At 57.1% G+C, this 21,826-nt stretch carries 25 protein-coding genes; 24 read left to right on the top strand and 1 reads right to left on the bottom strand.

Annotated features, from left to right (window positions below):
* Positions 1–66 precede the first annotated feature (66 nt).
* From A2V21_309125 to A2V21_309010, 24 genes are all read left to right on the top strand, one after another.
* Entirely contained in the window at positions 67–1,026 is a 960-nt protein-coding gene (locus tag A2V21_309125; GenBank protein OIJ74406.1) for a hypothetical protein, read from the top strand.
* Positions 1,023–1,787: a hypothetical protein gene (locus A2V21_309120; GenBank protein ID OIJ74405.1), complete on the top strand. Its 765-nt coding sequence runs from the start codon at positions 1,023–1,025 to the stop codon at positions 1,785–1,787. Before A2V21_309125 ends, A2V21_309120 begins: the two co-directional genes overlap by 4 nt.
* Positions 1,787–2,389: a dephospho-CoA kinase gene (locus tag A2V21_309115; GenBank protein ID OIJ74404.1), complete on the top strand. Its 603-nt coding sequence runs from the start codon at positions 1,787–1,789 to the stop codon at positions 2,387–2,389. Before A2V21_309120 ends, A2V21_309115 begins: the two co-directional genes overlap by 1 nt.
* A gap of 287 nt (positions 2,390–2,676) precedes the next feature.
* On the top strand, positions 2,677–3,942 hold the full coding sequence (locus tag A2V21_309110; protein ID OIJ74403.1) for a transcription termination factor Rho: 1,266 nt from the start codon (positions 2,677–2,679) through the stop codon (positions 3,940–3,942).
* Positions 3,943–4,135: 193 nt separating this feature from the next.
* On the top strand, positions 4,136–4,348 hold the full coding sequence (locus A2V21_309105; protein ID OIJ74402.1) for a 50S ribosomal protein L31: 213 nt from the start codon (positions 4,136–4,138) through the stop codon (positions 4,346–4,348).
* A 15-nt stretch (positions 4,349–4,363) separates the two neighbouring features.
* Positions 4,364–5,050 (top strand): FAD-dependent thymidylate synthase, encoded by a 687-nt coding sequence (locus A2V21_309100; GenBank protein ID OIJ74401.1) that lies wholly within the window; start codon positions 4,364–4,366, stop codon positions 5,048–5,050.
* Between the two features lie 11 nt (positions 5,051–5,061).
* A complete protein-coding gene (locus A2V21_309095) occupies positions 5,062–6,135 on the top strand; it encodes a peptide chain release factor 1 (protein ID OIJ74400.1) in 1,074 nt (357 codons plus the stop codon).
* Positions 6,136–6,178: 43 nt separating this feature from the next.
* Entirely contained in the window at positions 6,179–7,438 is a 1,260-nt protein-coding gene (locus A2V21_309090; GenBank protein ID OIJ74399.1) for a UDP-N-acetylglucosamine 1-carboxyvinyltransferase, read from the top strand.
* Positions 7,439–7,457: 19 nt separating this feature from the next.
* Complete coding sequence (locus A2V21_309085; protein ID OIJ74398.1) at positions 7,458–8,117, top strand: ATP phosphoribosyltransferase; 660 nt, start codon at positions 7,458–7,460, stop codon at positions 8,115–8,117.
* 21 nt (positions 8,118–8,138) lie between these two features.
* Entirely contained in the window at positions 8,139–9,431 is a 1,293-nt protein-coding gene (locus tag A2V21_309080) for a histidinol dehydrogenase (protein ID OIJ74397.1), read from the top strand.
* Positions 9,432–9,447: 16 nt separating this feature from the next.
* Complete coding sequence (hisB, locus tag A2V21_309075; protein OIJ74396.1) at positions 9,448–10,074, top strand: imidazoleglycerol-phosphate dehydratase; 627 nt, start codon at positions 9,448–9,450, stop codon at positions 10,072–10,074.
* A 6-nt stretch (positions 10,075–10,080) separates the two neighbouring features.
* Positions 10,081–10,689, top strand: coding sequence for an imidazole glycerol phosphate synthase, glutamine amidotransferase subunit (locus A2V21_309070; GenBank protein OIJ74395.1), 609 nt, complete (start codon positions 10,081–10,083; stop codon positions 10,687–10,689).
* A 14-nt stretch (positions 10,690–10,703) separates the two neighbouring features.
* Entirely contained in the window at positions 10,704–11,426 is a 723-nt protein-coding gene (locus tag A2V21_309065; protein OIJ74394.1) for a 1-(5-phosphoribosyl)-5-[(5-phosphoribosylamino)methylideneamino]imidazole-4-carboxamide isomerase, read from the top strand.
* The gene (locus tag A2V21_309060; protein OIJ74393.1) at positions 11,427–12,206 is read left to right on the top strand and encodes an imidazole glycerol phosphate synthase subunit HisF; all 780 of its coding nucleotides are present in this window, start codon (positions 11,427–11,429) and stop codon (positions 12,204–12,206) included.
* Positions 12,203–12,694: a hypothetical protein gene (locus A2V21_309055; GenBank protein OIJ74392.1), complete on the top strand. Its 492-nt coding sequence runs from the start codon at positions 12,203–12,205 to the stop codon at positions 12,692–12,694. Before A2V21_309060 ends, A2V21_309055 begins: the two co-directional genes overlap by 4 nt.
* Before the next feature lie 254 nt (positions 12,695–12,948).
* Positions 12,949–13,320, top strand: a complete 372-nt coding sequence (locus tag A2V21_309050; protein OIJ74391.1) for a 30S ribosomal protein S6 — start codon at positions 12,949–12,951, stop codon at positions 13,318–13,320.
* Positions 13,313–13,624, top strand: a complete 312-nt coding sequence (locus A2V21_309045) for a 30S ribosomal protein S18 (protein ID OIJ74390.1) — start codon at positions 13,313–13,315, stop codon at positions 13,622–13,624. The genes A2V21_309050 and A2V21_309045 overlap by 8 nt, the downstream gene beginning before the upstream one ends.
* A 13-nt stretch (positions 13,625–13,637) precedes the next feature.
* Entirely contained in the window at positions 13,638–14,084 is a 447-nt protein-coding gene (locus A2V21_309040; protein OIJ74389.1) for a 50S ribosomal protein L9, read from the top strand.
* Positions 14,085–14,149: 65 nt separating this feature from the next.
* Positions 14,150–15,547: a replicative DNA helicase gene (locus A2V21_309035; GenBank protein ID OIJ74388.1), complete on the top strand. Its 1,398-nt coding sequence runs from the start codon at positions 14,150–14,152 to the stop codon at positions 15,545–15,547.
* Between the two features lie 60 nt (positions 15,548–15,607).
* Complete coding sequence (locus A2V21_309030) at positions 15,608–18,007, top strand: primosomal protein N' (GenBank protein OIJ74387.1); 2,400 nt, start codon at positions 15,608–15,610, stop codon at positions 18,005–18,007.
* Between the two features lie 114 nt (positions 18,008–18,121).
* A complete protein-coding gene (locus tag A2V21_309025; GenBank protein ID OIJ74386.1) occupies positions 18,122–18,745 on the top strand; it encodes a hypothetical protein in 624 nt (207 codons plus the stop codon).
* Positions 18,746–18,939: 194 nt separating this feature from the next.
* A complete protein-coding gene (locus A2V21_309020) occupies positions 18,940–19,470 on the top strand; it encodes a peptide deformylase (GenBank protein OIJ74385.1) in 531 nt (176 codons plus the stop codon).
* A gap of 29 nt (positions 19,471–19,499) precedes the next feature.
* Positions 19,500–20,417: a methionyl-tRNA formyltransferase gene (locus A2V21_309015; protein ID OIJ75133.1), complete on the top strand. Its 918-nt coding sequence runs from the start codon at positions 19,500–19,502 to the stop codon at positions 20,415–20,417.
* Positions 20,410–21,207 carry a hypothetical protein gene (locus tag A2V21_309010; protein OIJ74384.1) on the top strand — a complete coding sequence of 266 codons (798 nt, stop codon included), beginning with the start codon at positions 20,410–20,412 and terminating at the stop codon, positions 21,205–21,207. Before A2V21_309015 ends, A2V21_309010 begins: the two co-directional genes overlap by 8 nt.
* 41 nt (positions 21,208–21,248) lie before the next feature.
* Here the strand turns inward: A2V21_309010 and A2V21_309005 are convergent, their stop codons facing one another.
* Complete coding sequence (locus A2V21_309005) at positions 21,249–21,662, bottom strand: hypothetical protein (GenBank protein OIJ74383.1); 414 nt, start codon at positions 21,660–21,662, stop codon at positions 21,249–21,251.
* Positions 21,663–21,826: the final 164 nt, after the last annotated feature.

Below are 21,826 nucleotides of genomic sequence, written 5' to 3'. Positions count from 1 at the left end.
GAAGCCCATAAACCGGTACGCGCTTACGGCGCACGCCCTCACGCAACTCTCCCACAGCGATCTTTGATGGAAAAGGTCCACACTTTTACGGTAACAGCTGAAGAATCGTCGGAAAGGCTCGACATCTTTCTTTCAGGCAGGCTCCCGGAGCTTACACGCTCGAGGATAAAGGCCCTTACCCAGGAAGGCCGGGCCGCAGTGAACGGAAGGTCCGCGAAGGCCGGGCAGAAGGTAAGGGAGAACGACACCGTCTCCGTATCCCTTCCAGAGATATCCGCGCCACTTCCGGATCCGGAGGATATCCCGCTTGATATCCTCTACGAGGACGACGACATCATAGTCGTCAACAAGGAAGCTCAAATCGCCGTGCACCCCGGGGCCGGACGCTCAAGCGGGACCCTCGTGAACGCGCTCCTTTTCCGCACCCGCCTGGCCTCCATCGGCGGCCCGTGGAGGCCAGGCATAGTCCACAGGCTCGACAAGGACACCACCGGGGCGCTGGTCATCGCAAAAAACGACCAGAGCTACCTTAAGCTCACGCGGCAATTCAAGGAGCGCACGTCAAGTCGCAAGTACATCGCTCTCGTCTGGGGCTCCATGAAAGATGACGCGGGAACGATAGACATGCCCATCGGCAGGGACTCTGTCCACAGAAAGAGGATATCGACCCGCGCGCGGATAAAGAGGTCGGCGATAACGAACTACAGGGTACTTGGCAGGTTCCCGCTCATGACGCTCCTTGAGCTTAAGCTTGAGACCGGACGGACCCACCAGATAAGGGTCCATCTGTCAGAGATAAAGCACCCGGTCGTGGGGGACCAGGTCTACGGTAAAAGAGCGGTCCCCCCGGCCCTCGATAAGAAAGCGGCTGATATCCTGAAGGGCATCGGCAGGCAGATGCTCCACGCGTACATGCTCGGGATAACACACCCCAGGACCGGGGATTCCATGGAGTTCACGGCGCCAATGCCGCCTGATATGGAAAAGCTTGTAGAGGCGCTGCGGGAAGGGTCCGCGCAAAAATGAGGACGATTAACGGATTGGAATATTTCTCCTCGCCCCTTTTTAAGGACGAGGTAGTCCACGCCTTTCTTTCCAGGGCCGGAGGCGTAAGCCAGCCGCCCTTCGAGAGCCTCAACTTCGATCCCAGGGATACGGACAGCAAAGAGAACGTGGAAGAGAACTGGGCGCGCCTCAAGGAGGCCTTCGGTGTAGAGTCCCTTGCCACGGTAAGCCAGGTGCACAGGAACGCCGTTGTTAATCTCAAGGGAGAGCCCTCTTCGCCGGTCGAGGCTGACGCGATAATCACCGGCAATAAAGGGATGGCGATAGGCATACTCACCGCCGACTGCCTGCCTATACTCCTTCACGACCCTGTAAACGGGGCTGTGGCGGCTGTTCACGCGGGATGGAAGGGCACGGCCCTGGGGGTCGCTCTCAATACCGTTCACGAGATGGGCAAGGCCTTCGGCACAAGGCCCGGCGACCTCATCGCGGCCCTTGGCCCGTCCATCGGGCCGTGCTGCTACACGGTGGGCGAAAACGTCTACGAAGAGTTCCAACGCCTGGGGCGCAACATGGATAGCTTCACAAGGCTTGACGATGGCCTCCGCCTCGATCTTGGCTTTCAGAACATGAGCCAGCTCCTTGACTCAGGCCTGCGCCCTGAAAATATTAGCGGCGGAGCCCCTTGCACCTATTGTTCAAAGGGCTTTTTCTCTTACAGGAGAGACGGCGGCAGGACCGGCAGGCAGCTGAGCTTCATAATGCTGAAGAGGCCCAAGTGATGATAGTCGGCCTCACAGGCGGCATAGCCACCGGGAAAAGCCTTGTCTCAGGGGAGATGGAAAGGCTCGGGGCAAGGGTGATAGACGCCGACGTCATAGCCAGGGAGATAGTCGAGCCAGGCAAACCTGCCTACGATGAAATAGTAGAGGAGTTCGGGGAAGGGATACTGGGGCCTTCCCGCTCACTCGACAGAAAGGCCCTTGGGGATATCGTCTTTCGCGACAGGGAGGCGCTCGGGAAACTCAACAGGATAACGCACCCGAGGATACGCCAGAGGATAAGGGAGGAGATAGCGAAGGCGCGGGAGGACGAAATTGTCGTGGTCGACATCGCCCTCTTGATAGAGACGGGCTTTATAGACGAGGTCGACAAGGTCATCGTCGTGGCGGCCGTTGAGGAGAGGCAGATAGAACGGATGCTTAAAAGGAACGGACTTACGAGGCAGCAGGCCCTGCAGAGGCTCTCCTGCCAGCTCCCGGTTAAAGAAAAGCTTGAATATGCCGATTATGTGATAGAGAACAACGGCACTATAGAAGATGCTATGGAGAGGACGCGCGAGGTCTGGAGGGAGCTCAAGGCAGCGATGACTACAATGGACTGAAAGCGTATCAGGAGAGCCAGGCAAAGTCGGCGCAATCGTTTGCAACCGGCTTGAAAACGTAAAAAAAGCCACTTGACAGCCCACAGCATCCATGCTAAGGTGAAAATACCTTTCACATATATTCTATTTGACTGCTGCCCTCAAAAGCTTCTATCCGGAAGATTTGAGCCCAGAGGAAAAACAAACCCATTACCCCATTACATGGTCCGCTCATAACGTCAGAGGCTTGGAAACCGCTTTATCTTCCAATCTAATTTCAAATTTCAAACACACTACAGGAGTATTGTATGAACCTTAAGGAATTAAAGGAAAAAAAAATCAACGAGCTCACAACGCTCGCCAAGAAATATAACATAGAATCAGCGTCCAGCATGCGCAAGCAGGACCTGATCTTCGCGTTGCTGCAGTCGCAAAGCGAGCAGAACGGGATGATATACGGGGAAGGCGTCCTTGAGACCCTGCCGGACGGCTTCGGGTTCCTTCGCGCCCCGGACTACAACTACCTTCCCGGCCCTGACGACATATACGTCTCGCCCTCGCAGATAAGGCGTTTTAACCTCCGCACCGGCGACATAGTCTCCGGCCAGATAAGGCCGCCGAAGGAAGGCGAAAGGTACTTCGCCCTCCTCAAGGTCGAGAAGGTCAACTACGAGGACCCTGAGGTCGCAAGGGACAAGATACTCTTCGACAACCTCACCCCTCTTTACCCGCAGGAGAAGATAAACCTCGAGCTCAAAAGCGAGACAAAGGGCACGTCGAGCGACATATCGATGAGGATAATGGACCTCTTTACCCCTATCGGAAAGGGGCAGAGGGGCCTTATAGTCTCCCCCCCGAGGGCCGGTAAGACGATACTCCTCCAGAAGCTCGCTAATTCGATAACCACAAACCACCCTGACGTAGTGCTCCTTGTGCTCCTCATAGACGAGCGCCCCGAAGAGGTGACCGACATGCAGAGGTCGGTCAAGGGCGAGGTCATAAGCTCTACCTTCGACGAGCCCGCCCAGAGGCACGTGCAGGTCGCCGAGATGGTCATCGAGAAGGCAAAGAGGCTCGTCGAGCACCAGAAGGACGTGGTGATACTGCTCGATTCCGTAACGAGGCTCGCGAGGGCGTATAACACCGTCGTGCCGCCGAGCGGAAAGGTCCTCTCGGGAGGCGTCGACTCTAACGCCCTTCACAAGCCCAAGAGGTTCTTCGGAGCGGCAAGGAATATCGAAGAGGGCGGAAGCCTTACCATCATGGCAACTGCCCTTATCGAGACAGGCAGCCGCATGGACGAGGTCATATTCGAGGAGTTCAAGGGCACCGGCAACATGGAGATCGTACTCGACAGGAAGCTCTCGGAGAGAAGGATATTCCCGGCGATCGACCTCAACAAGTCCGGCACGAGGAAAGAGGACCTGCTCCTTACCAAGGAAGAGCTCAACAGGATATGGATACTCCGCAAGGTGCTCCAGCCGCTCAACCCGATTGAGTCGATGGAGTTCCTGCTCGACAAGATGCAGCATACCCCGAACAACAGGGGCTTCCTCGATTCGATGAGCAGGTAGAAAAGGGGCCCTGCAAGGGAAAAGCCCGGCCGGGCCGGTTGGCCACACCCTGCCTTTTTTGTCTTGAACTCCAAGGACATAGTTGCTATTATGGACTATTACGCCAGCATGGGATTGGTATGTCCGGCGGCCTGCGGGCCGTCCGATATGGCTTAAATGCAAGCAATATCCACAATATCCAGGAGGAAGCACCATGAAAGAGGGAATACACCCCGCATACAACGCGATGAAGATACACTGCGCCTGCGGGAACGTCGTAGAGACGGGCTCCACCAAGAAGGACATCTCGGTGGAGGTCTGCTCAAACTGCCACCCGTTCTACACAGGCGAGCACAAGCTCCTTGACATCGCCGGCAAGATCGAGAAGTTCAGGAAGAAGTACCAGAAGCACCAGAAAGAAGCCTAAGGGCGGAAGCGGCGCGTGAAGGTAGCCCTCCTCAGGCACACCCCGGAGCCGGAGAAGACCGTCGCCATGGCGGCAAGGCTCTGTTATTCCGCCTCCAGCGTAAGGGAGCTTGAGGAGAAGGTGGCGGCAGGGTCGCTGGAGAAGTTCCTGGGCAAGATCCTCAAGCTGGGCCACCTCTCGGTCCTTGAGCACGCCTCGTTTACCTTCGGGGTCGAGGGCATCTCAAGGGCCACCTCGCACCAGCTCGTGCGCCACAGGCTCGCCTCCTACTCCCAGCAAAGCCAGCGGTACGTCACCGCCACAGCCCCGGAGTACGTAATACCCCACTCTATCGCGGCTGACCCGGAAAAGCGCAAGCGCTTTGAACGGGAAATAAAGCGCGCCTACAGCCTCTACAGCGAGCTTGTGGAGGAAGGCGTCCCGGCGGAGGACGCGAGGTACCTCCTTCCGAACGCCGCCTGCACCAAGATAATCATAACAATGAACGCGAGGGAGCTGCTCCATTTCTTCAGCCTCCGCTGCTGCGAAAGGGCGCAGTGGGAGATACGCGGGATGGCAACCGAAATGCTCCGCCTCGCGAAGGGCGCGGCCCCGTTCATATTCAGGGACTCCGGCCCTTCCTGCGTAAGAGGCAGATGCGTCGAGGGCGAGATGACCTGCGGCAAGCCCAAAGAGATCAAAGAAAAATTCAAGTCCCTTTAACCCCCATTATTATGATAGAAAAAAGACTCGAAGGATTGGAAGCGAGATACAGCGAAATTGGTGACCTGCTGGCCCTCCCTGAGGTGGCCGGAGACGCGATGGTCTACCAGAAGTACGCCATGGAGCGCGCTTCGCTGCAGGGCCTTGTCGAAACGTACAGGGAGATAAAAAGGCTCAACAACGAAATAGCCGACGGCAGGCAGATACTCGAAGGCAAGGACGAGGAATTGAGGGAGCTTGCCAAAGAGGAGCTTCCCGCCCTCCAGAGAAGGCGCGAGGAGCTGCAAAAAGAGCTTAAGATAATGCTTCTCCCGAAGGACCCGAACGACGACAAGAGCATAATCATCGAGATAAGGGCCGGGGCTGGCGGGGACGAATCCGCGCTTTTCGCCGCCGAGCTCTTCAGGATGTACTCCCGCTACGCTGAGCGCCGACGCTGGAAGGTCGAGGTCTTAAGCGCCAGCTCCACGGGACCGAACAGCATGAAAGAGGTGATCGCGTCTGTCGAGGGCAAGGGGGCCTATTCGCGCTTCAAGTTCGAAAGCGGTGTCCACAGGGTACAACGGGTGCCGGAGACCGAGACATCTGGCAGGAGGCACACCTCGACGGTGACGGTCGCCGTCATGCCGGAGGCCGAGGACGTAGAGGTGGACATCCGCATGGACGACATCCGTGTAGATACCTACAGGGCCGGCGGACACGGCGGGCAGAACGTCAACAAGGTCGAAACGGCGGTCCGGATGACGCATATCCCGACAGGCACGGTAGTGACCTGCCAGGAGGAGAAGAGCCAGCACAAGAACAGGGAGAAGGCGTTTAAGGTCTTGAAGGCGCGGATACTGGACGCGAAGGTCCAGGAGCAGCAGAAAAAGATTGCCGCCGACAGGAAAAACCAGGTCGGCACCGGAGACCGGAGCGAGAAGATAAGGACCTACAACTTCCCGCAGAACAGGGTCTCCGACCATAGGATCGGACTTACGCTCCATAAGCTCAACGAGGTGATGGAAGGAGACCTCGACGAGCTTACCGATAACCTCATAGGATATTATCAGACAGAGGCGTTGAAGGAGCAGGGCGCGGCGTAACGTTTTTTTAGAAGTCTTATCGGAAGGGACAAAGCTACTTTAGATGGACAAGATACTGATCGAGGGCGGCAACCGCCTTGTAGGAGAAGTAGTCGTAGGCGGGGCGAAAAACGCCGTACTGCCGCTTATGGCCGCCGCGCTCCTTACAGACGGCTGGACCACCATCACCAACGTACCCAGGCTCCGCGACATAGATACCTTTAAGGTACTCCTCAGCCACCTGGGCTCGGAGCTATCGGACGACCCGGAAAACCGTACCCTCAAGATACGCACCAGGGACGTAAGGTCGCCCGAGGCCCCTTACGAGCTTGTGAAGACCATGAGGGCCGCGGTCCTGGTCCTGGGGCCCCTTGTCGCCCGCTTCAAAAGGGCGCGGGTCTCGCTTCCGGGCGGGTGCGCCATAGGGGCGAGGCCGATTGACCTCCACCTCAAGGGGCTGAAGGCCATGGGCGCCGAGGTCGTAATAGAGCACGGGTACGTGACGGTGTCCGCCGAGAAGCTCAAGGGCGCGAAGATATACATGGATACGGTCACTGTCACGGGGACCGAGAACCTGATGCTCGCCGCGGTCCACGCCGAAGGCACGACGATACTCGAGAACGCCGCCCTCGAGCCCGAGGTCGTCTGCCTCGCCGACGCTTTAAATAAGATGGGCGCGCGGATAACAGGGGCCGGCACCGAGGCCATAAAGATAGAAGGGGTAGACAAGCTCAACCCGGTAGAGATAAGGGTCATACCTGACAGGATAGAGGCCGGCACCTTCATGGTCGCCGCCGCCATGACCAGGGGGAACGTCCTCATAAAGGACTGCCCCTACCATAACCTCGACGCGCTCAATATGAAGCTCAAGGAGGCCGGTACAGAGGTCATCGCCGAAGAAGGCGGGGTGCGAGTAACAGGAGACTGGCCCGTAAGGAGCGTTGACGTAAAAACACTCCCCTACCCCGGCTTCCCGACCGACATGCAGGCGCAGGTCATGGCCATGATGTCCGTAGCGAGCGGCTTAAGCGTCATAACCGAGACGGTATTCGAGAACAGGTTCATGCACGTTGGAGAGCTTAAAAGGATGGGGGCCGATATAACGATAGACGGCAGGAGCGCGGTCGTAAGGGGCGTAAAGAGGCTCAGCAGCGCCCCGCTCATGGCAACGGATCTGCGCGCCAGCGCTTCCCTCATACTCGCCGGCCTTGTAGCAGACGGCACTACAGAGGTATCGAGGATCTACCACCTTGACAGGGGCTATGAGAAGATAGAGGAAAAGCTCGTAAGGCTCGGGGCAAACATAAAGCGGGTCAAGGCGTAGTCCGCACGAGGCTGAAAACATGACAAGCGATATGCTCACGATAGCCCTTCCAAAGGGCAGGATACTCAAGGAAGCCTCGGTCCTTTTCAAGGCCGCGGGGGTCGATATCACCCCGGTGCTGCAGGACGACCGCAGGCTCATCTTCGAGGGTATTGCGGAAGGCCTGAGGTTCATGGTAATAAGAAGCCAGGACGTGCCCACTTATGTCGAGTACGGCGCGGCCGACATGGGCATAGCCGGCAAGGACGTGCTCCTTGAGCAGGACAAGGACCTCTACGAGCCGCTCGACTTGGGTATTGGCGCGTGCAGGATGATGGTCGCGGAGCCCACAGAACTTGGCGCGACCGACGACCCAAGGCAATGGACGCATGTAAGGGTCGCTACCAAGTACCCTAACATCACCTTGAAGCACTTCCTCGGCAAAGGCATACAGGTCGAGATAATAAAGCTCTACGGCTCTATCGAGCTCGCGCCTCTCCTGGGCCTTTCCGAAAGGATCGTCGACCTGGTCCAGACAGGCGAAACGCTACGCAAGAACGGCCTTGTCGAGGTCGAGCATATAATGCACATCACCTCGAAGCTCGTATGCAACAGGGCGAGCCTCAAGACAAAGCCGAGGCGCGTAAAAGAGCTGGTCGATTCACTCGCCAGGGCGGTATCGGGTAATTTGAGCAAGTAACGCCTCAGGGCCTTTCCCCTTATGAGAATAGTCGCATCAAAAGATAAGTCTTTCCCCTCTCTTCTTGCCTCCATACTAAAAAGAGGCGACGAGGACTCCTCTCAGGCCGAAGAAGCCGTAAAGGAGATAATCGCCGCCGTAAGGGCCCGTGGCGACGAGGCCCTCGTCGAGTACACACGCAAGTTCGACAGGGCGGATGTAGCCGGAAGGCTCGAGGTCACGGAGGCCGAGATAAACAAGGCATTGAGGTCGGTCCCGGAAGAAGAGATCGCCCTTCTTGAGCTTGCCGCATCCCGCATCCATTCATTCCACAAAGGGCAGGTAGAGAACTCCTGGTTCACTACCGATAAGGACGGCGCCATACTTGGCTCAAGGATAACCCCCCTTGAACGGGCAGGCATATACGTGCCAGGAGGCAAGGCCGCCTACCCTTCCACCGTCCTCATGAACGCCATACCCGCCAGGGTCGCCGGCGTAAACGAGATAATAATGGCCACCCCTCCGGGGCGTGACGGAATAAACCCTCTTGTGCTTGCCGCTGCAAAGATCTCCGGGGTCGACAGGGTATTCAGGGTAGGCGGGGCGCACTCCATCGCAGCGCTTGCCTACGGGACGAAGTCGATACCCAAAGTCGACAAGATAACAGGCCCGGGCAATATCTTTGTCGCCACCGCAAAGAGGCTGGTATTCGGCGCTGTCGATATAGACATGATAGCCGGGCCGAGCGAGATACTCATAATAAACGACGGCTCCGGGGACGCCTCCTGGATAGCGGCAGACCTGCTTTCGCAGGCGGAGCATGACGAGCTCGCCTCAAGCATGCTCATCACTACCTCCGCCAAAATGGCGAAGGCCGTATCCGCTGAGGTCGAAAAACAGCTTAAGAGGCTCAAGCGTAAAGAGATAGCCAGGACCTCTATCGAAAGGTACGGCATCATAATAGTTGCCGGGGGCCTTGAAGATGCGGCCACGATATCGAACAACATAGCCCCTGAGCACCTTGAACTTTTCATCGAGCGCCCATTCGAGCTTCTTGGCCTCATAAAGAACGCGGGCGCGGTCTTTTTAGGCCCTTACACCCCGGAGGCCGCCGGGGACTACCTCGCCGGCCCGAACCACACCCTCCCAACCGGAGGAACGGCCCGCTTCTCATCCCCTCTCGGCGTCTACGACTTCGTTAAGAGGATGAGCGTAATAGGCTTTTCAAAGGATTCGTTCTGTAAGCTTGGGAAAAGCGTCAAAGACTTCGCCATGCTCGAAGGGCTTGAGGCCCACGGACTTAGCGCGGCGGCAAGGCTCAAGCGGAAAAAATAAAGGACGGTTAACGCCTATGGCCCGCAAGGCAAAGATAGCCAGGAAGACCAGGGAGACCGAGATAACAGTAGAGGTGAACCTCGACGGGTCGGGCAAAGCGGATGTAAAGACCCCGCTCCCCTTCTTCGACCACATGCTCACGAACTTCGCCAGGCACGGCCTGATCGATCTGAAGCTCCGGGCAAAGGGCGACGTGGAGGTCGACTTCCACCACACGGTCGAGGACGCCGGGATAAGCCTCGGAGAGGCGGTAAAGAAGGCCCTTGGCGACAACTCCGGCATCCGCAGGTGCGCCACCTCTACCGTGCCGATGATGGACGCGCTCTCTACCGTTGTCCTCGACATAAGCAACAGGCCGTACTTCAAGTTCAACTCCGAGAAGGCCGCGTTATCGCAAAACGGGGTATATTCGTCTTTAAAGCTGGGCAGCGTGGAGAAGACCTTTGATGTCGGCCTCATGAAGGAGTTCATGAAGGCCCTTTCAAACAGCGCCGGGCTCGACCTCCATATAACCCTCCATTACGGCGAGGACATCCACCACGCAATCGAGTCGGTCTACAAGGCCCTTGGCAGGGCCCTGGGCTCGGCGGTCTCTAAAGACCCCAGGATAAAAGGGGTGCTCTCCACAAAGGGCAAGCTGTAATACCTGATGATAGCTATAATCGACTACGACATGGGAAACCTCCGGAGCGTGGCCAAGGGCTTCGAGAAGGTCGGCGCTACCGCGGTTGCAACGCGCGACCCGCGCGCAATCCTTGACGCGAGCCATGTAGTCCTCCCGGGTGTCGGCGCCTTCAAGGACTGCATGAAGAACCTCGAGGATTACGGCCTCGTAGAGCCCATCATCAAATCCATTGAAAAGGGCAAGCCTTTCCTCGGCATATGCCTCGGCCTCCAGCTCCTCTTCGAGGAATCTACGGAGTTCGGCCTCCACCGGGGGCTCGGCGTATTGAAAGGCAGGGTGGTCAGGTTCCCGGAGGACAGGGCGTTAAAGGTGCCGCACATGGGCTGGAACGAGGCAACAAGATGCAAGGACTCCCTGCTGCTCGAAGGCATCGATGATAAGACCTTCTTCTACTTCGTCCACTCCTACTACGCGGTCCCTGAGGACAGGTCTATAAACCTCACGACGACCGGGTACGGCGTGGAATTTACCAGCAGCGTTCAGAAGGATAATATAATGGCCTGCCAGTTCCACCCTGAAAAGAGCCAGAGGGCGGGGCTTAAGGTGCTAAAGAACTTTAGCCAGATGCGCTAAGGAGAGAATATAATATGCTCATATTCCCGGCCATAGACATAAAAAACGGCAGGTGCGTGCGCCTGACGCAGGGCAGGATGGACGCCGAGACGGTCTATTCTGACGAGCCCTGGGAGGTGGCGAAGAGGTGGGAGTCCGAGGGCGCTGAAGTAATACACCTCGTCGACCTCGACGGCGCGGTCGAGGGCAACGCCAGGAACCTGCCTGTCATAAAAAAGATCATCGAGAAGACCGGGGTGCCGGTCCAGATAGGCGGCGGCATAAGGGACGTAAAGACAGCCGAGACCTACCTCGCCATACCGCACGTAAAGAGGATAATAATCGGCACAGCCGCCTACGAGAACCCGGCCTTCGTCAATACCCTTACGCGCAAGTACCCCGGGAGGGTCGCGGTCGGCATAGACGCCAAGGACGGCAAGGTGGCGATAAAGGGCTGGGTCACAGTCACCTCCGAGAGGGCTACTGACCTTGCCAGGAAGCTCGAAGGGGCGGGTGTAGCCTCTATCATCTATACCGACATATCAAAGGACGGCATGCTTGCCGGCCCTAACGTCGAGGCTACACGGGAGATGGCAGAAAGCGTCAGCATCCCGGTCGTGGCCTCCGGCGGCATATCGTCGCTAAAGGACATAGAGTCTTACAGGGGTGTTGCCCTTGAGGGCATGATCATCGGCAAGGCCCTCTACGCGGGGAACATCCGCCTTAAGGAAGCGATAAAGGCGGCAAAGGGGCTTTAGGTGCTTACCAAGAGGATAATACCATGCCTGGACGTGAAAGACGGCCGGGTAGTGAAGGGCGTAAGCTTCGTCGAGCTCAAGGACGCCGGCGACCCGGTGGACGCGGCCAAGGCCTACGAGGAGCAGGGGGCTGACGAGCTCGTATTCCTCGACATCACGGCCTCTCACGAGAAGAGGAAGACCATTCTCGACGTGGTCGAGGAGACCGCCTCTGAGGTCTTCATGCCTCTTACCGTCGGAGGCGGCATAAGGACCCTTGATGATATAAAGGAGCTACTTCGCTCCGGCACCGACAAGGTCTCTATAAACACGACGGCGGTCGAGGACCCGGAGTTCGTAAGACGCGCCTCTGAGCGCTTCGGCAGCCAGTGCATCGTGGTCGCGATAGACGCCAAGAGAAAGGCCGGAGGCGGCTGGGAGGTCTATACCCACGGCGGCAGGAAGGCCCGGGGGCTGGACGTGGTGGAATGGGCGAAGAAGGTAGAGTCCCTCGGCGCAGGCGAGATACTCCTTACAAGCATGGACAGGGACGGCAGAAAGGACGGCTACGACCTCGACCTTACCAGCGAGGTCTCGCTTAATACCTCCATACCGGTCATAGCCTCAGGCGGGGCCGGCACTCTCGAGCATATCTACGAGGCATTCACAAAGGGGCGCGCCGACGCGGCCCTTGCCGCCTCGATATTCCACTTCGGGGTCTTCACCATACCCGAGACAAAGGAATATCTCCAGAGCAAGGGCATAAGGGTCCGCCCGCCCGGTATGACAGGCACGAGATGAAGAAGAAAAAAAAGGGCGAAAAGTTCCTCAAGTTCATCATAGCCTACAAGGGGCTCATCGGCCTCTTTGAACTGGCCCTCTCCATAAGCCTCCTGAACCACCTCGGCGACTCTGTAGAAGACACGTTCACCTCTCTTGCGGTGAGTATGAACCTCGACACCGACCACCAGATAATAAGCTCGGCCATCAAGAAGGCAGGCGTCCTTGGCAACGGCATGTTCATCTGGATAACCGCCGGCATATTCGCCTTCGGGGTCATGAATATCATCGAGGCCGCGGGATTGCACTTCAGGCAGCGCTGGGCCGAATGGCTCACGGTCGTGGCCACCGGCCTTTTCATCCCCTTCGAGCTATACGAGGTGATAGAGAAGGTCACGGTACTGAGGGTCGCCATCCTGCTGCTTAACATCGCCATCGTTTATTACCTCGCCAAGCATAAAGAGCTTTTCAAGCGAAAAGCCATGGCTCACAGGGCACCATCGGCCTGAACCCCTCCAGGCCGGCCGGGACACACTAAAATTCCTTTTTAAATTCAAAACGTTACCGCCTCCATGGACCGCCCCAGGATTACAATAAACAGATAAGACTTGCGCTCACCCTTAAAAAATAGTATAAAATCTGTTTCCATAAGTGCATAGGGGCTATGCACCCGGCCCATGGCCGGCATATATCAACCACCACCTTGTCCTGTAAAAACGGGACAGACCCGCTTTTTTTTGGCGGGGTACCAGAAGGAGGGAGCATGAACAGGTACGAGACAGTCTGCGTTGTCCGGCCCGACATCGCGGAGGATGCCATAAAGGGCATCATCCAGAAGGCCACGTCGTCGCTCGAAGGCGCCGGCGGGATCATCGCCAGGGTCGATGAGTGGGGAAGAAGGAAGCTCGCCTACCCCATTCAGAAGAAGGGAGAGGGCTACTACTTTGTCCTCGATTACACGAGCTCGCCCGAGGCCAGCAAAGAGGTCGAAAGGCTTATGAAGCTCAACGAGGACGTACTCCGCTATCAGACCATAAAGGTCATCGCCACAAAGCAGGCGGAGCAGGCGGAAAAGCCCGCGCAGGCCGCCCCTGCCGCGCAAACTTCAGCGGAAGGAGGTCAGGCTAATGGCTGACGAGAGACCGGAAAGACCCATAAGAACGGACAGGCCGTCGAGGCCTGAGAGGCCGTCAAGGCCGGGAGGCCGCCCTGACAGGAGGCCCTACCACAAGAAGAAGGTCTGCCGTTTCTGCAAGACCAAGGGTCTCACGATAGACTACAAGGACGCGAAGGCCTTGAGGGGCTATGTAACCGAGAAGGGCAGGATAGTGCCCAGGAGGATATCCGGGACCTGCGCCAAGCACCAGAGGGTAGTATGCAGCGCCATAAAGAGGGCGCGGAACCTCGCCATACTGCCTTTTACCACTACCAGCATTTAGGGAGCTATCAGTCATGAGGGTGATACTTAAAAAAGAGGTCGAGAACCTCGGCACATACGGAGACGTGGTAAAGGTCGCGCCAGGATACGCCAGGAACTTTCTCATTCCCCAGGGGATGGCCACCGCCGCTACCGCAGGCAACATAAGGCAGTTCGAAGCTGAAAAGGAAGCTTACCTCAATAAGATGCAGGTGAAAAAGGACCATGCCTCGACCCTGAAGGCCAGGCTTGACGCCGTATCCTTAAGCTTTTCGAGGAAGACATCCGAAGAGGACAAGATGTTCGGCTCGGTCACGGCGCACGACATAGAGGAAGGGCTCAAGGCCCAGGGCTTCGAGATCGAGAGGAAGAACATCGTCCTCGATGAGCACATAAAGAGCCTCGGCCAGTTCAACGTGGCCATAAAGCTCCATCCCGGAGTAGCCGCGAACATTACCGTCAACGTAGTTAAAGAAGATTAACCACCTTTTACCCCTAAGGCCTCACCCGTACCGGATGGTACGGGTGAGGCTCCACGGTCTTCCCAATGGCTATCCAGGTCACACGAGAGATCACTCACAAGGTCCCGCCGCACAACCTTGAGGCGGAGCAGTCCGTCCTTGGCGGCATCCTCCTTGAGAAGGACTCCATAACAAAGGTAATAGAGCTGCTCTCCCCCGAGGACTTCTACCATGGCGCCCACTCCAAGCTCTTCAGGGGCATGGTAAAGCTCTTCGAGAGGAGCACCCCGATAGACGCGGTCACGCTCTCGGACCTCTTCAAGGGCACAGACGAGCTCTCCTCGGTAGGCGGCATTCCTTATATCATCGAGCTCGTCGACACCACGCCTACAGCCGCCAACATCATGTACTATGCCAGGATAGTGAAGAGCAAGTCGATAATACGGCGGATCATCGGCGCGGCTACCGATATCGCGACCTCCGGCTACGAGGGCGTGGAGAACGCCGACGACTTCATCGACCAGGCAGAGCAGAAGATATTCCAGATAGCGCAGGATCGGGCCAAGAAGTCCTTTTTCGCCCTCAAGGACATAATAAAGGACGCCTTCGAGACGATAGAGAAGCTCTACGAGCGCAAAAGCCATGTCACGGGCATCGCCACCGGCTTTAGAGAGATCGACAAGCTTACGGCAGGCCTCCAGGACTCCGACCTCATCATCATAGCCGGAAGGCCGGGCATGGGGAAGACCTCTTTCGCCCTTAACGTGGCAGAGAACGCGGCCATAGACGCCGCCTCCCCTGTGGCTGTATTCTCGCTTGAGATGAGCAAGGAGCAGCTCGTCCAGAGGATGCTCGCCTCCCGCGCCAGGATCGACCTCCAGAAGCTCAGGAACGGGTTTTTGAAGGACGAGGACTGGGGCAAGCTCACCACCGCCGTAGGCACCCTTTACGAGGCGCCCATCTTCATAGACGACACGCCTGCGCAGACGGTACTTGAGATGAGGGCGAAGGCCAGGCGGTGGAAAGAGGAGTTCGGCATAAAGCTCGTCGTCATCGACTATCTGCAGCTCATGCGCGGGAAGCAGGGAAAGGACAACAGGGAGCAGGAGATATCCGACATATCGAGGTCTCTCAAGGCGATGGCAAAGGAGCTCCATGTCCCGATAGTCGCCCTCTCCCAGCTTTCCAGGCGGGCGGAGCAGAGGGAAGGCAACATCCCGCAGCTCTCGGACTTACGAGAATCCGGCGCCATCGAGCAGGACGCGGACGTGGTCATGTTCGTCTACAGGGAGGGCGTCTACAAGAAATGCGAATGCCCCGCCGACCTTTGCACCTGCGGCATAAGGAAGAGCGCCGAGATAATCATCGCCAAGCAGAGGAACGGCCCAACGGGAGCGGCAAGGCTCACCTTCATGAACGAGTACACAAGGTTCGAGGACCAGGCGCCCCACGATTACGATACCCAGGGCGAGTGGGTCGAGTAGCGCCCCTGTCCATCCATAAATACCTCGCCTCAGGCCTGTCTCCTTGAGTATAATCCCCGCATGCGCAAACGCTTTGCCGAAATAGCCGTCGAAGTCCCGGTCGAATCCACATTTACCTACAGCGTCCCGGAGGAGCTTGAAAAAGAGGCCTCTGTAGGCAAACGCGTCCTTGTGCCCTTCGGAAAGAGGTCGGTAACGGGCTATATAATAAACCTGTCCAGCTCCCCTCCCCCGGACGTAAAAGGGATAAAACCCCTGAGAGACTTACTCGACGCCGTCCCCATCTTCGATGAGACGCGCCTTAAGTTCTTCAGATGGATGTCATCGTATTATTTCGCCCCACTTGGAGAGGTGCTCTCCTTAACGCACCCCGGCTCAGCAAATCTTCGAAGCTCAAGGTCCATCAGATCTACCGGCTCAACCGCTCTGCGCACACTTAAGCCTCTTGAAGCCGATATCATGGAGGCCGCGAAAAAAGGCATCTCGCTATCGGCCCTTAAAAAAAGGTTCATGGACAGGCCCGTCTACAGCGCCATAGAGCGCCTTAAAAAAGAAGGGCTTTTGACCGAAGAGGAGAGCATCCAGGGAGGCGGCACAAAAAAGACCGAAAAGTTCGTATCGCTTATCCCCGGGTTAGAAAGGCCCGTGTTCAGGAACTCTCCCATGCAGGAGCGGGTCTATGAACGGCTCAGGCAAAGGGATGAGAAGACCGCCCTTGGCGATCTGACGAGTGAGCTGGGCGACATATGGGACGCGATAAAGAGGCTCAGGGAGAAGGGGCTTGTAAGTATAGAAGAGGTACGCTTGAGAAGAGACCCCTTCTCCGGCTTTACTCCAAGGGAGGCCCCATTTGAGCCGAACCCTGAGCAGAAGGCCGCCATAACCGGGATAAAAGAGGCCTTGAACAAAGGCGGCTACTCGCCATTCCTCCTCTATGGCGTAACCGGGAGCGGGAAGACCCTTGTATATCTAAAGGCGCTTGAAGAGGCGGTAAGGCTCGGCAAGAAGGCTATAATCATGGCCCCCGAGATAGCGCTTACCCCATGGCCGGCGGCCTACCTGATGGCCCTTTTCCCCGGCAGGGTGGCCCTTGCGCACAGCGGCCTCTCCGAGGGAGAACGGCTCGATGAGTGGAGGAGGGTCCTTGAGGGCGATGCCGACATCGTCGTGGGGGCGCGCTCGGCGCTCTTCTCCCCCGTTAAAGACCTCGGGCTCATTATCGTCGATGAGGAGCACGAGACCTCTTACAAGCAGGAGGAAGGCGTCCGGTACAACGCCAGGGACGCCGCCATGATGCTCGCCAAGCTCCTGGGTATAACCGTCGTCCTCGGCTCCGCCACTCCGTCGATAGAGACATTCCATAACGCCAATACAGGGAAGCTTACCCCGCTCGTCATAAAGAACAGGGTTGACTCACGGGAGCTGCCGACCGTAGAGCTGCTCGACATGCGGGGGCGAAAAGAGGTCATCTCCGAGCGCCTCGCCTCTCTTTTAAAAGAAACCGTCGGCTCCGGCAGACAGGCGCTCCTATTTCTTAACAGGCGTGGCTACGGAAGCTCTCTTCTATGCAGGGACTGCGGCCACCAGTTCGCCTGCCTCAACTGCTCTGTAACCCTCACGCTCCACAAGGGGCAAAAAAAGCTCCTTTGCCATTACTGCGACCTCTCCGTGCCTGTCCCGGACCTTTGCCCGACCTGCTCCGGGGTAAACCTGATCACCCCCGGGCCTGGTACGGAAAGGGTAGAAGAAGAGGTGTCAAAGCTCCTGCCCGAGGCAAAGGCAGGCAGGCTTGACCGGGATACGGCCTCGGCGAAGGGGGCCGCGAAAAGGATAATAGACGATGTCGAGAGCAAGAGGCTGGACGTGCTCATAGGCACCCAGATGGCCTCCAAGGGCCATCACTTCCCCGGGGTCACCCTGGTAGGGGTAATATCCGGGGACACCTCTTTGAACATCCCTGACTTCAGGTCCTCTGAGAGGACATTCCAGCTCATAACCCAGGCCGCTGGCAGGGCCGGGAGGGGGAGCGATCCCGGCCATGTCGTTATCCAGACCCTTAACCCCGGCAATTACTGCTTCAGTTCTATTCCCAGCCATGATTACGACACCTTCTTTACTCACGAGTTGGAATTAAGAAAAGAGCTCCTCTACCCTCCCTTTGCCCGCCTTTGCGCCCTCAGGTTCGAGGGGAGAAAAGAAGATGAGGTCGTAAAGGCAGCCGCGGCCTTAAAGGCGGCCGCTGAAAAGCTTATAATCTCTAAAAAACTCGGGATAATCGCGCTCGGGCCTGCCCCGGCCCTTGTCCAGAAGGTCAAAAACCGCTACAGATGGCAGATACTCTTTAAAGGCAAGGAAATAAACGCCCTCCACTCTCTTATCGGCGCCCTGAAGGCGCACTTTGAAAAGTCAAAGCAAACGGTCTCGCTCTCTATAGACATGGACCCTGCCACCGCCGTCTGACCCTTTCCATCCCCGGAAAAACGATTCGCCTCGATTTGACACCCTTTTGTACCTGCTATAAAATTATAATAGGTGTCTAAGTAGATGTAACATATAGGAAAAAAGGAGGTTGTTATGGCATACATATCAGAGACCGGTACCCCCGGCATGTACAAATACGAGCCATGGTACTTCCGTGTCTCATGGGGTGGCATATTTGCCGGCACACTGGTCGCCCTCGGCAACCAGCTCCTTTGGATGCTTCTCGGCATGGGCATCGGATTTGGCATCCTGAATCCCATGACAGAGGGAGGCTTCGGGGCTGTCGGCATTGGTACAGGGATCTATATCCTCGCGGTAAGCCTTGTATCGCTCTTCCTGGGCGGCTGGGTCACCAGCAGGATCTCCGGGATCACCGATAAGCTTAAAAGCGGCCTTCATGGTCTTGTGGTATGGGCTCTGTTTACCTTTACGGCCTTTTATCTCATGACCACGGCGGCCGGCGGGCTCATAAGCTCCTTTGCCGGCATAATCGGCAGGAGCGCTTCGATGATCCTCGGCGAGGTTCCGGGAATTACCCCTGAGATGGCACAGAACGCCCTTGATACAGCTTCCAGGGCTTCGCTCTGGGGCTTCTTCGCGCTGCTCATCACCGCCGTAGCGGCTGTCTTTGGCGGGTATGTAGGCCGCTCTAAAGAGACGACCACCGTAGGCGCCGCGGCCGCGGAGGAAAGGGAGCGGGGGAGAAGGGCTGCCTGACGGCAGGACCTGAAAAGCCCGCGTGGAAAATCCCACGCGGGCTTTTTTCATGTAAACTCTCTTATCCTTAAACTTCAAGGTTTTCCAGTTGCTTCAAATTCCCGACTTTACAATGGATATGCCCATGTATTATCATAATTTGATAAAGGGCAGGCTGATCCGGTCATCTGCCCTGAAATGACAGATAATATAGCATGATACTTAATATCCTAAAATACCCAGACCCGTTCCTCAAGACCAAGGCTACACCTGTCGATAAGGTCGATGACGGCATAAGAAAGCTCATAGACGACATGGTAGAGACCATGTACGTCGCCAAGGGCATCGGTCTTGCCTCTGTGCAGGTAGGTGTCGACAAAAGGGTCATAGTCCTTGACGTCCCCGGTGAAGAGGAGAATGAGCGTGTAAAGGGCAAGAACCTTGTAGCGCTGGTAAACCCTGAGATAGTCTCGGCGGAAGGCGAGACCGTCTACGAGGAAGGTTGCCTGAGCGTGCCCGGCTTTACCGCGGACGTGGAACGAGCCTCCCGGCTTAAAGTAAGGGCCCTTGACAGGGACGGCAAACCGGTCGAAATAAAGGCAGGCGGCCTTTTCGCCATCGCCCTTCAGCATGAGATAGACCACATCGACGGTATTCTCTTCATAGACAGGCTTTCGAGGCTTAAAAGGGAGATGATAAAACGGAAGCTCAAGAAGGCCCTGGAAGCCGAAGAGAGGGCGCTTTAAGGGGTGGGCGTTTGGCGAGGATAGTCTTCATGGGCACACCTATGTTCGCGGTGCCCTCTTTGCGCGCGCTCATAGAGGCTGGCCATAATATTGTCGCGGCCATAACCCAGCCCGACAAGCCCAGGGGAAGGGGGCTTGAGCCTAAGTCCTGCCCGGTAAAAGAGCTTGCCATGGCAAGCGGGATCCCTGTCCTTGAGCCGGCAAAGCTACGGGACGAGGCCTTTCTGGAAAGATTGACGGGGCTTGCTCCGGAGCTTATCGCGGTAGTAGCCTACGGCAAGATACTCCCGCCATCGATATTAAAGCTGCCCCCAATGGGCTGTGTGAACCTCCACGCCTCGCTTTTGCCCAAATACAGGGGTGCGGCCCCGATAAATTGGGCTATAATAAACGGTGAGAAGGAGACAGGCGCCTGTACCATGCTCCTGGACGAGGGCATGGATACCGGGGGCGTACTTCTGTGCGAGCGCGTGGCCATCGGGGAAGACGATACGGCGGAGGACCTTTTAAAGACCCTTTCGGAAAAAGGGGCCCCCCTTTTGAGCAAGACCATCGGCCTTCTTCTTGAAGGCGCGATAAAGCCGGTACCGCAGGACAACTCCCTTGCGACCTACGCCGCGATGCTCAAAAAAGAGGACGGCAGGATAGACTGGACAAAGAACGCGCAAGAGATAAAAGACCGCGTCAGGGGCCTGTATCCCTGGCCGGGCGCTTTTACTACATGGAAGGGGCTCCTTAAGATACACATTGGCAGGGTAGCGGATTCGACCTTGCCTGCCGGCGCAGGGCCCGGCACTGTCTTAGGCTCCACCGATAGAGGCATACTCGTTGCCTGCGGCGCTGGGGTATTCGAGATAACGGAATTGCAGCCCGAGAACAAAAGGCGCATGAGCGCAAACGAGTTCCTCAAAGGCTACAGGATCTCAAAAGGAGAGCGGTTTGTATAATTCAAAGAATTGGGAGGGCAGCCCGGAAAGCGTCGCCTACCGTCCGGGCAGGGGCGTCTTCGCGGGCCTTCTCCTCCTCCTTGCCATTACAGTTGCGGCCTTCGGCTTCTTCTTCTGGTACGTGCCCACCATTGGGCTCATTAACATCCACCCGGCTCTTCCCTGGGTACTGGGGGCTGTAACGGCAGCTGCCGGGACCGCGCTTTTCGGCGGAGGCGCCCTTATCCTGAACGCGGCCCTGAAGGGCAGGGTCCCTTTCTACTCCGGCTGGCTCAGGTGGCTCATAATGAAGCTATATCTTCCGGTCATGTCGGTAGCCGGAGGGGTCTTGAGGATACCCAAGATCAGGATCGAGCATGCCTTTATAGAGATAAACAACCAGATGGTGCGCATGATGGGAAGCAGGTTCAGGCCAGAGCGCCTTCTCCTGCTCATGCCGCATTGCATACAGTTCGACAACTGCAAGATAAAGGTCACGCGTAACGTCCGCAACTGCGCGGGCTGTGGGAAGTGCGAGATAGGCGATCTCGTTACCTTGTGCGACGAGTTCGGGGTGAGCCTCTTCATCTCCACGGGCGGCACCGTTGCCAGGAGAAAAGTAATAGAGGACAGGCCTGACGCGGTGATAGCGGTCGCCTGCGAAAGGGACCTCGCCAGCGGCCTCCAGGACGCCTATCCCCTGCCCGTATTCGCGATCGTCAACAAAAGGCCCCGTGGCTACTGCATAGAGACCGGAGTAGCCATCCAGGACGTAAGGCAGGCGGTTGCAGCCCTTGCCGGACGAGCCTGAATCAAACCTCGATTATTTCAGGATTTTAGAAAAGGGCGGGGTCAGGCCTTTGGCTGTTCCATGCTTCTCTTCCTGTAAAAACCGAGGAAGTCTTCGATAGCGGTCCTGTCCTCGTGGCTGAGGTCGAGGAACATTATGCCGTAACGCTGTAGTTTCCTGGGTGCCTCTCCGGATGACCTTGTCCGCCTCATGGTCTCAGAGCTCACCTCAGCCCTTACGACCTCGCCTGCGACATCGACCGTCCTGTCGGTCCCCGGAATAGTGAAGGAGTAGCGGATAAGCGCGCCAGATGGAACGGCAAAGCCTGTCTCAATGAGCGCGCCTGTTACGGATATATTTATCGTATTGCAGAGGCAGGAGTCCGCCGTGGCAGAGCCCTCGATACTCAGCCGTCCGAGTATCTGCAGATCGAACCTGGCCGACCTTTCAAGCTCCTTTATCTTCCCCATCTCCATCCATCCTGAGAATCATGGGCGTAATGCCTGGTGCCGCCTGGCAAAGCGGACTTGTGCCCTGAAACTATGTATATCACGAAAAAAACTGGAGGTGAAATATTTTTTCGGAGCATCGGGGGGCGGGGCATATGGCTGATTTGCGTTGATTTTCCCACCGGGTTCTG

The organism is Deltaproteobacteria bacterium GWC2_55_46, from assembly GCA_001595385.3.
Taxonomy (GTDB): domain Bacteria; phylum Desulfobacterota; class GWC2-55-46; order GWC2-55-46; family GWC2-55-46; genus UBA5799.
This window is presented reverse-complemented; position numbering and strand designations above follow the sequence as displayed.

Excerpts from the sequence above, each read along its gene's own strand:
- A2V21_309125 (OIJ74406.1), top strand. The coding sequence starts at position 67 with ATGGAAAAGGTCCACACTTTTACGGTAACAGCTGAAGAATCGTCGGAA.
- A2V21_309120 (OIJ74405.1), top strand. The coding sequence starts at position 1,023 with ATGAGGACGATTAACGGATTGGAATATTTCTCCTCGCCCCTTTTTAAG.
- A2V21_309115 (OIJ74404.1), top strand. The coding sequence starts at position 1,787 with ATGATAGTCGGCCTCACAGGCGGCATAGCCACCGGGAAAAGCCTTGTC.
- A2V21_309110 (OIJ74403.1), top strand. The coding sequence starts at position 2,677 with ATGAACCTTAAGGAATTAAAGGAAAAAAAAATCAACGAGCTCACAACG.
- A2V21_309105 (OIJ74402.1), top strand. The coding sequence starts at position 4,136 with ATGAAAGAGGGAATACACCCCGCATACAACGCGATGAAGATACACTGC.
- A2V21_309095 (OIJ74400.1), top strand. The coding sequence starts at position 5,062 with ATGATAGAAAAAAGACTCGAAGGATTGGAAGCGAGATACAGCGAAATT.
- A2V21_309090 (OIJ74399.1), top strand. The coding sequence starts at position 6,179 with ATGGACAAGATACTGATCGAGGGCGGCAACCGCCTTGTAGGAGAAGTA.
- A2V21_309085 (OIJ74398.1), top strand. The coding sequence starts at position 7,458 with ATGACAAGCGATATGCTCACGATAGCCCTTCCAAAGGGCAGGATACTC.
- A2V21_309080 (OIJ74397.1), top strand. The coding sequence starts at position 8,139 with ATGAGAATAGTCGCATCAAAAGATAAGTCTTTCCCCTCTCTTCTTGCC.
- hisB (OIJ74396.1), top strand. The coding sequence starts at position 9,448 with ATGGCCCGCAAGGCAAAGATAGCCAGGAAGACCAGGGAGACCGAGATA.
- A2V21_309070 (OIJ74395.1), top strand. The coding sequence starts at position 10,081 with ATGATAGCTATAATCGACTACGACATGGGAAACCTCCGGAGCGTGGCC.
- A2V21_309065 (OIJ74394.1), top strand. The coding sequence starts at position 10,704 with ATGCTCATATTCCCGGCCATAGACATAAAAAACGGCAGGTGCGTGCGC.
- A2V21_309055 (OIJ74392.1), top strand. The coding sequence starts at position 12,203 with ATGAAGAAGAAAAAAAAGGGCGAAAAGTTCCTCAAGTTCATCATAGCC.
- A2V21_309050 (OIJ74391.1), top strand. The coding sequence starts at position 12,949 with ATGAACAGGTACGAGACAGTCTGCGTTGTCCGGCCCGACATCGCGGAG.
- A2V21_309045 (OIJ74390.1), top strand. The coding sequence starts at position 13,313 with ATGGCTGACGAGAGACCGGAAAGACCCATAAGAACGGACAGGCCGTCG.
- A2V21_309040 (OIJ74389.1), top strand. The coding sequence starts at position 13,638 with ATGAGGGTGATACTTAAAAAAGAGGTCGAGAACCTCGGCACATACGGA.
- A2V21_309035 (OIJ74388.1), top strand. The coding sequence starts at position 14,150 with ATGGCTATCCAGGTCACACGAGAGATCACTCACAAGGTCCCGCCGCAC.
- A2V21_309030 (OIJ74387.1), top strand. The coding sequence starts at position 15,608 with ATGCGCAAACGCTTTGCCGAAATAGCCGTCGAAGTCCCGGTCGAATCC.
- A2V21_309025 (OIJ74386.1), top strand. The coding sequence starts at position 18,122 with ATGGCATACATATCAGAGACCGGTACCCCCGGCATGTACAAATACGAG.
- A2V21_309020 (OIJ74385.1), top strand. The coding sequence starts at position 18,940 with ATGATACTTAATATCCTAAAATACCCAGACCCGTTCCTCAAGACCAAG.
- A2V21_309015 (OIJ75133.1), top strand. The coding sequence starts at position 19,500 with ATGGGCACACCTATGTTCGCGGTGCCCTCTTTGCGCGCGCTCATAGAG.
- A2V21_309005 (OIJ74383.1), bottom strand. The coding sequence starts at position 21,662 with ATGGAGATGGGGAAGATAAAGGAGCTTGAAAGGTCGGCCAGGTTCGAT.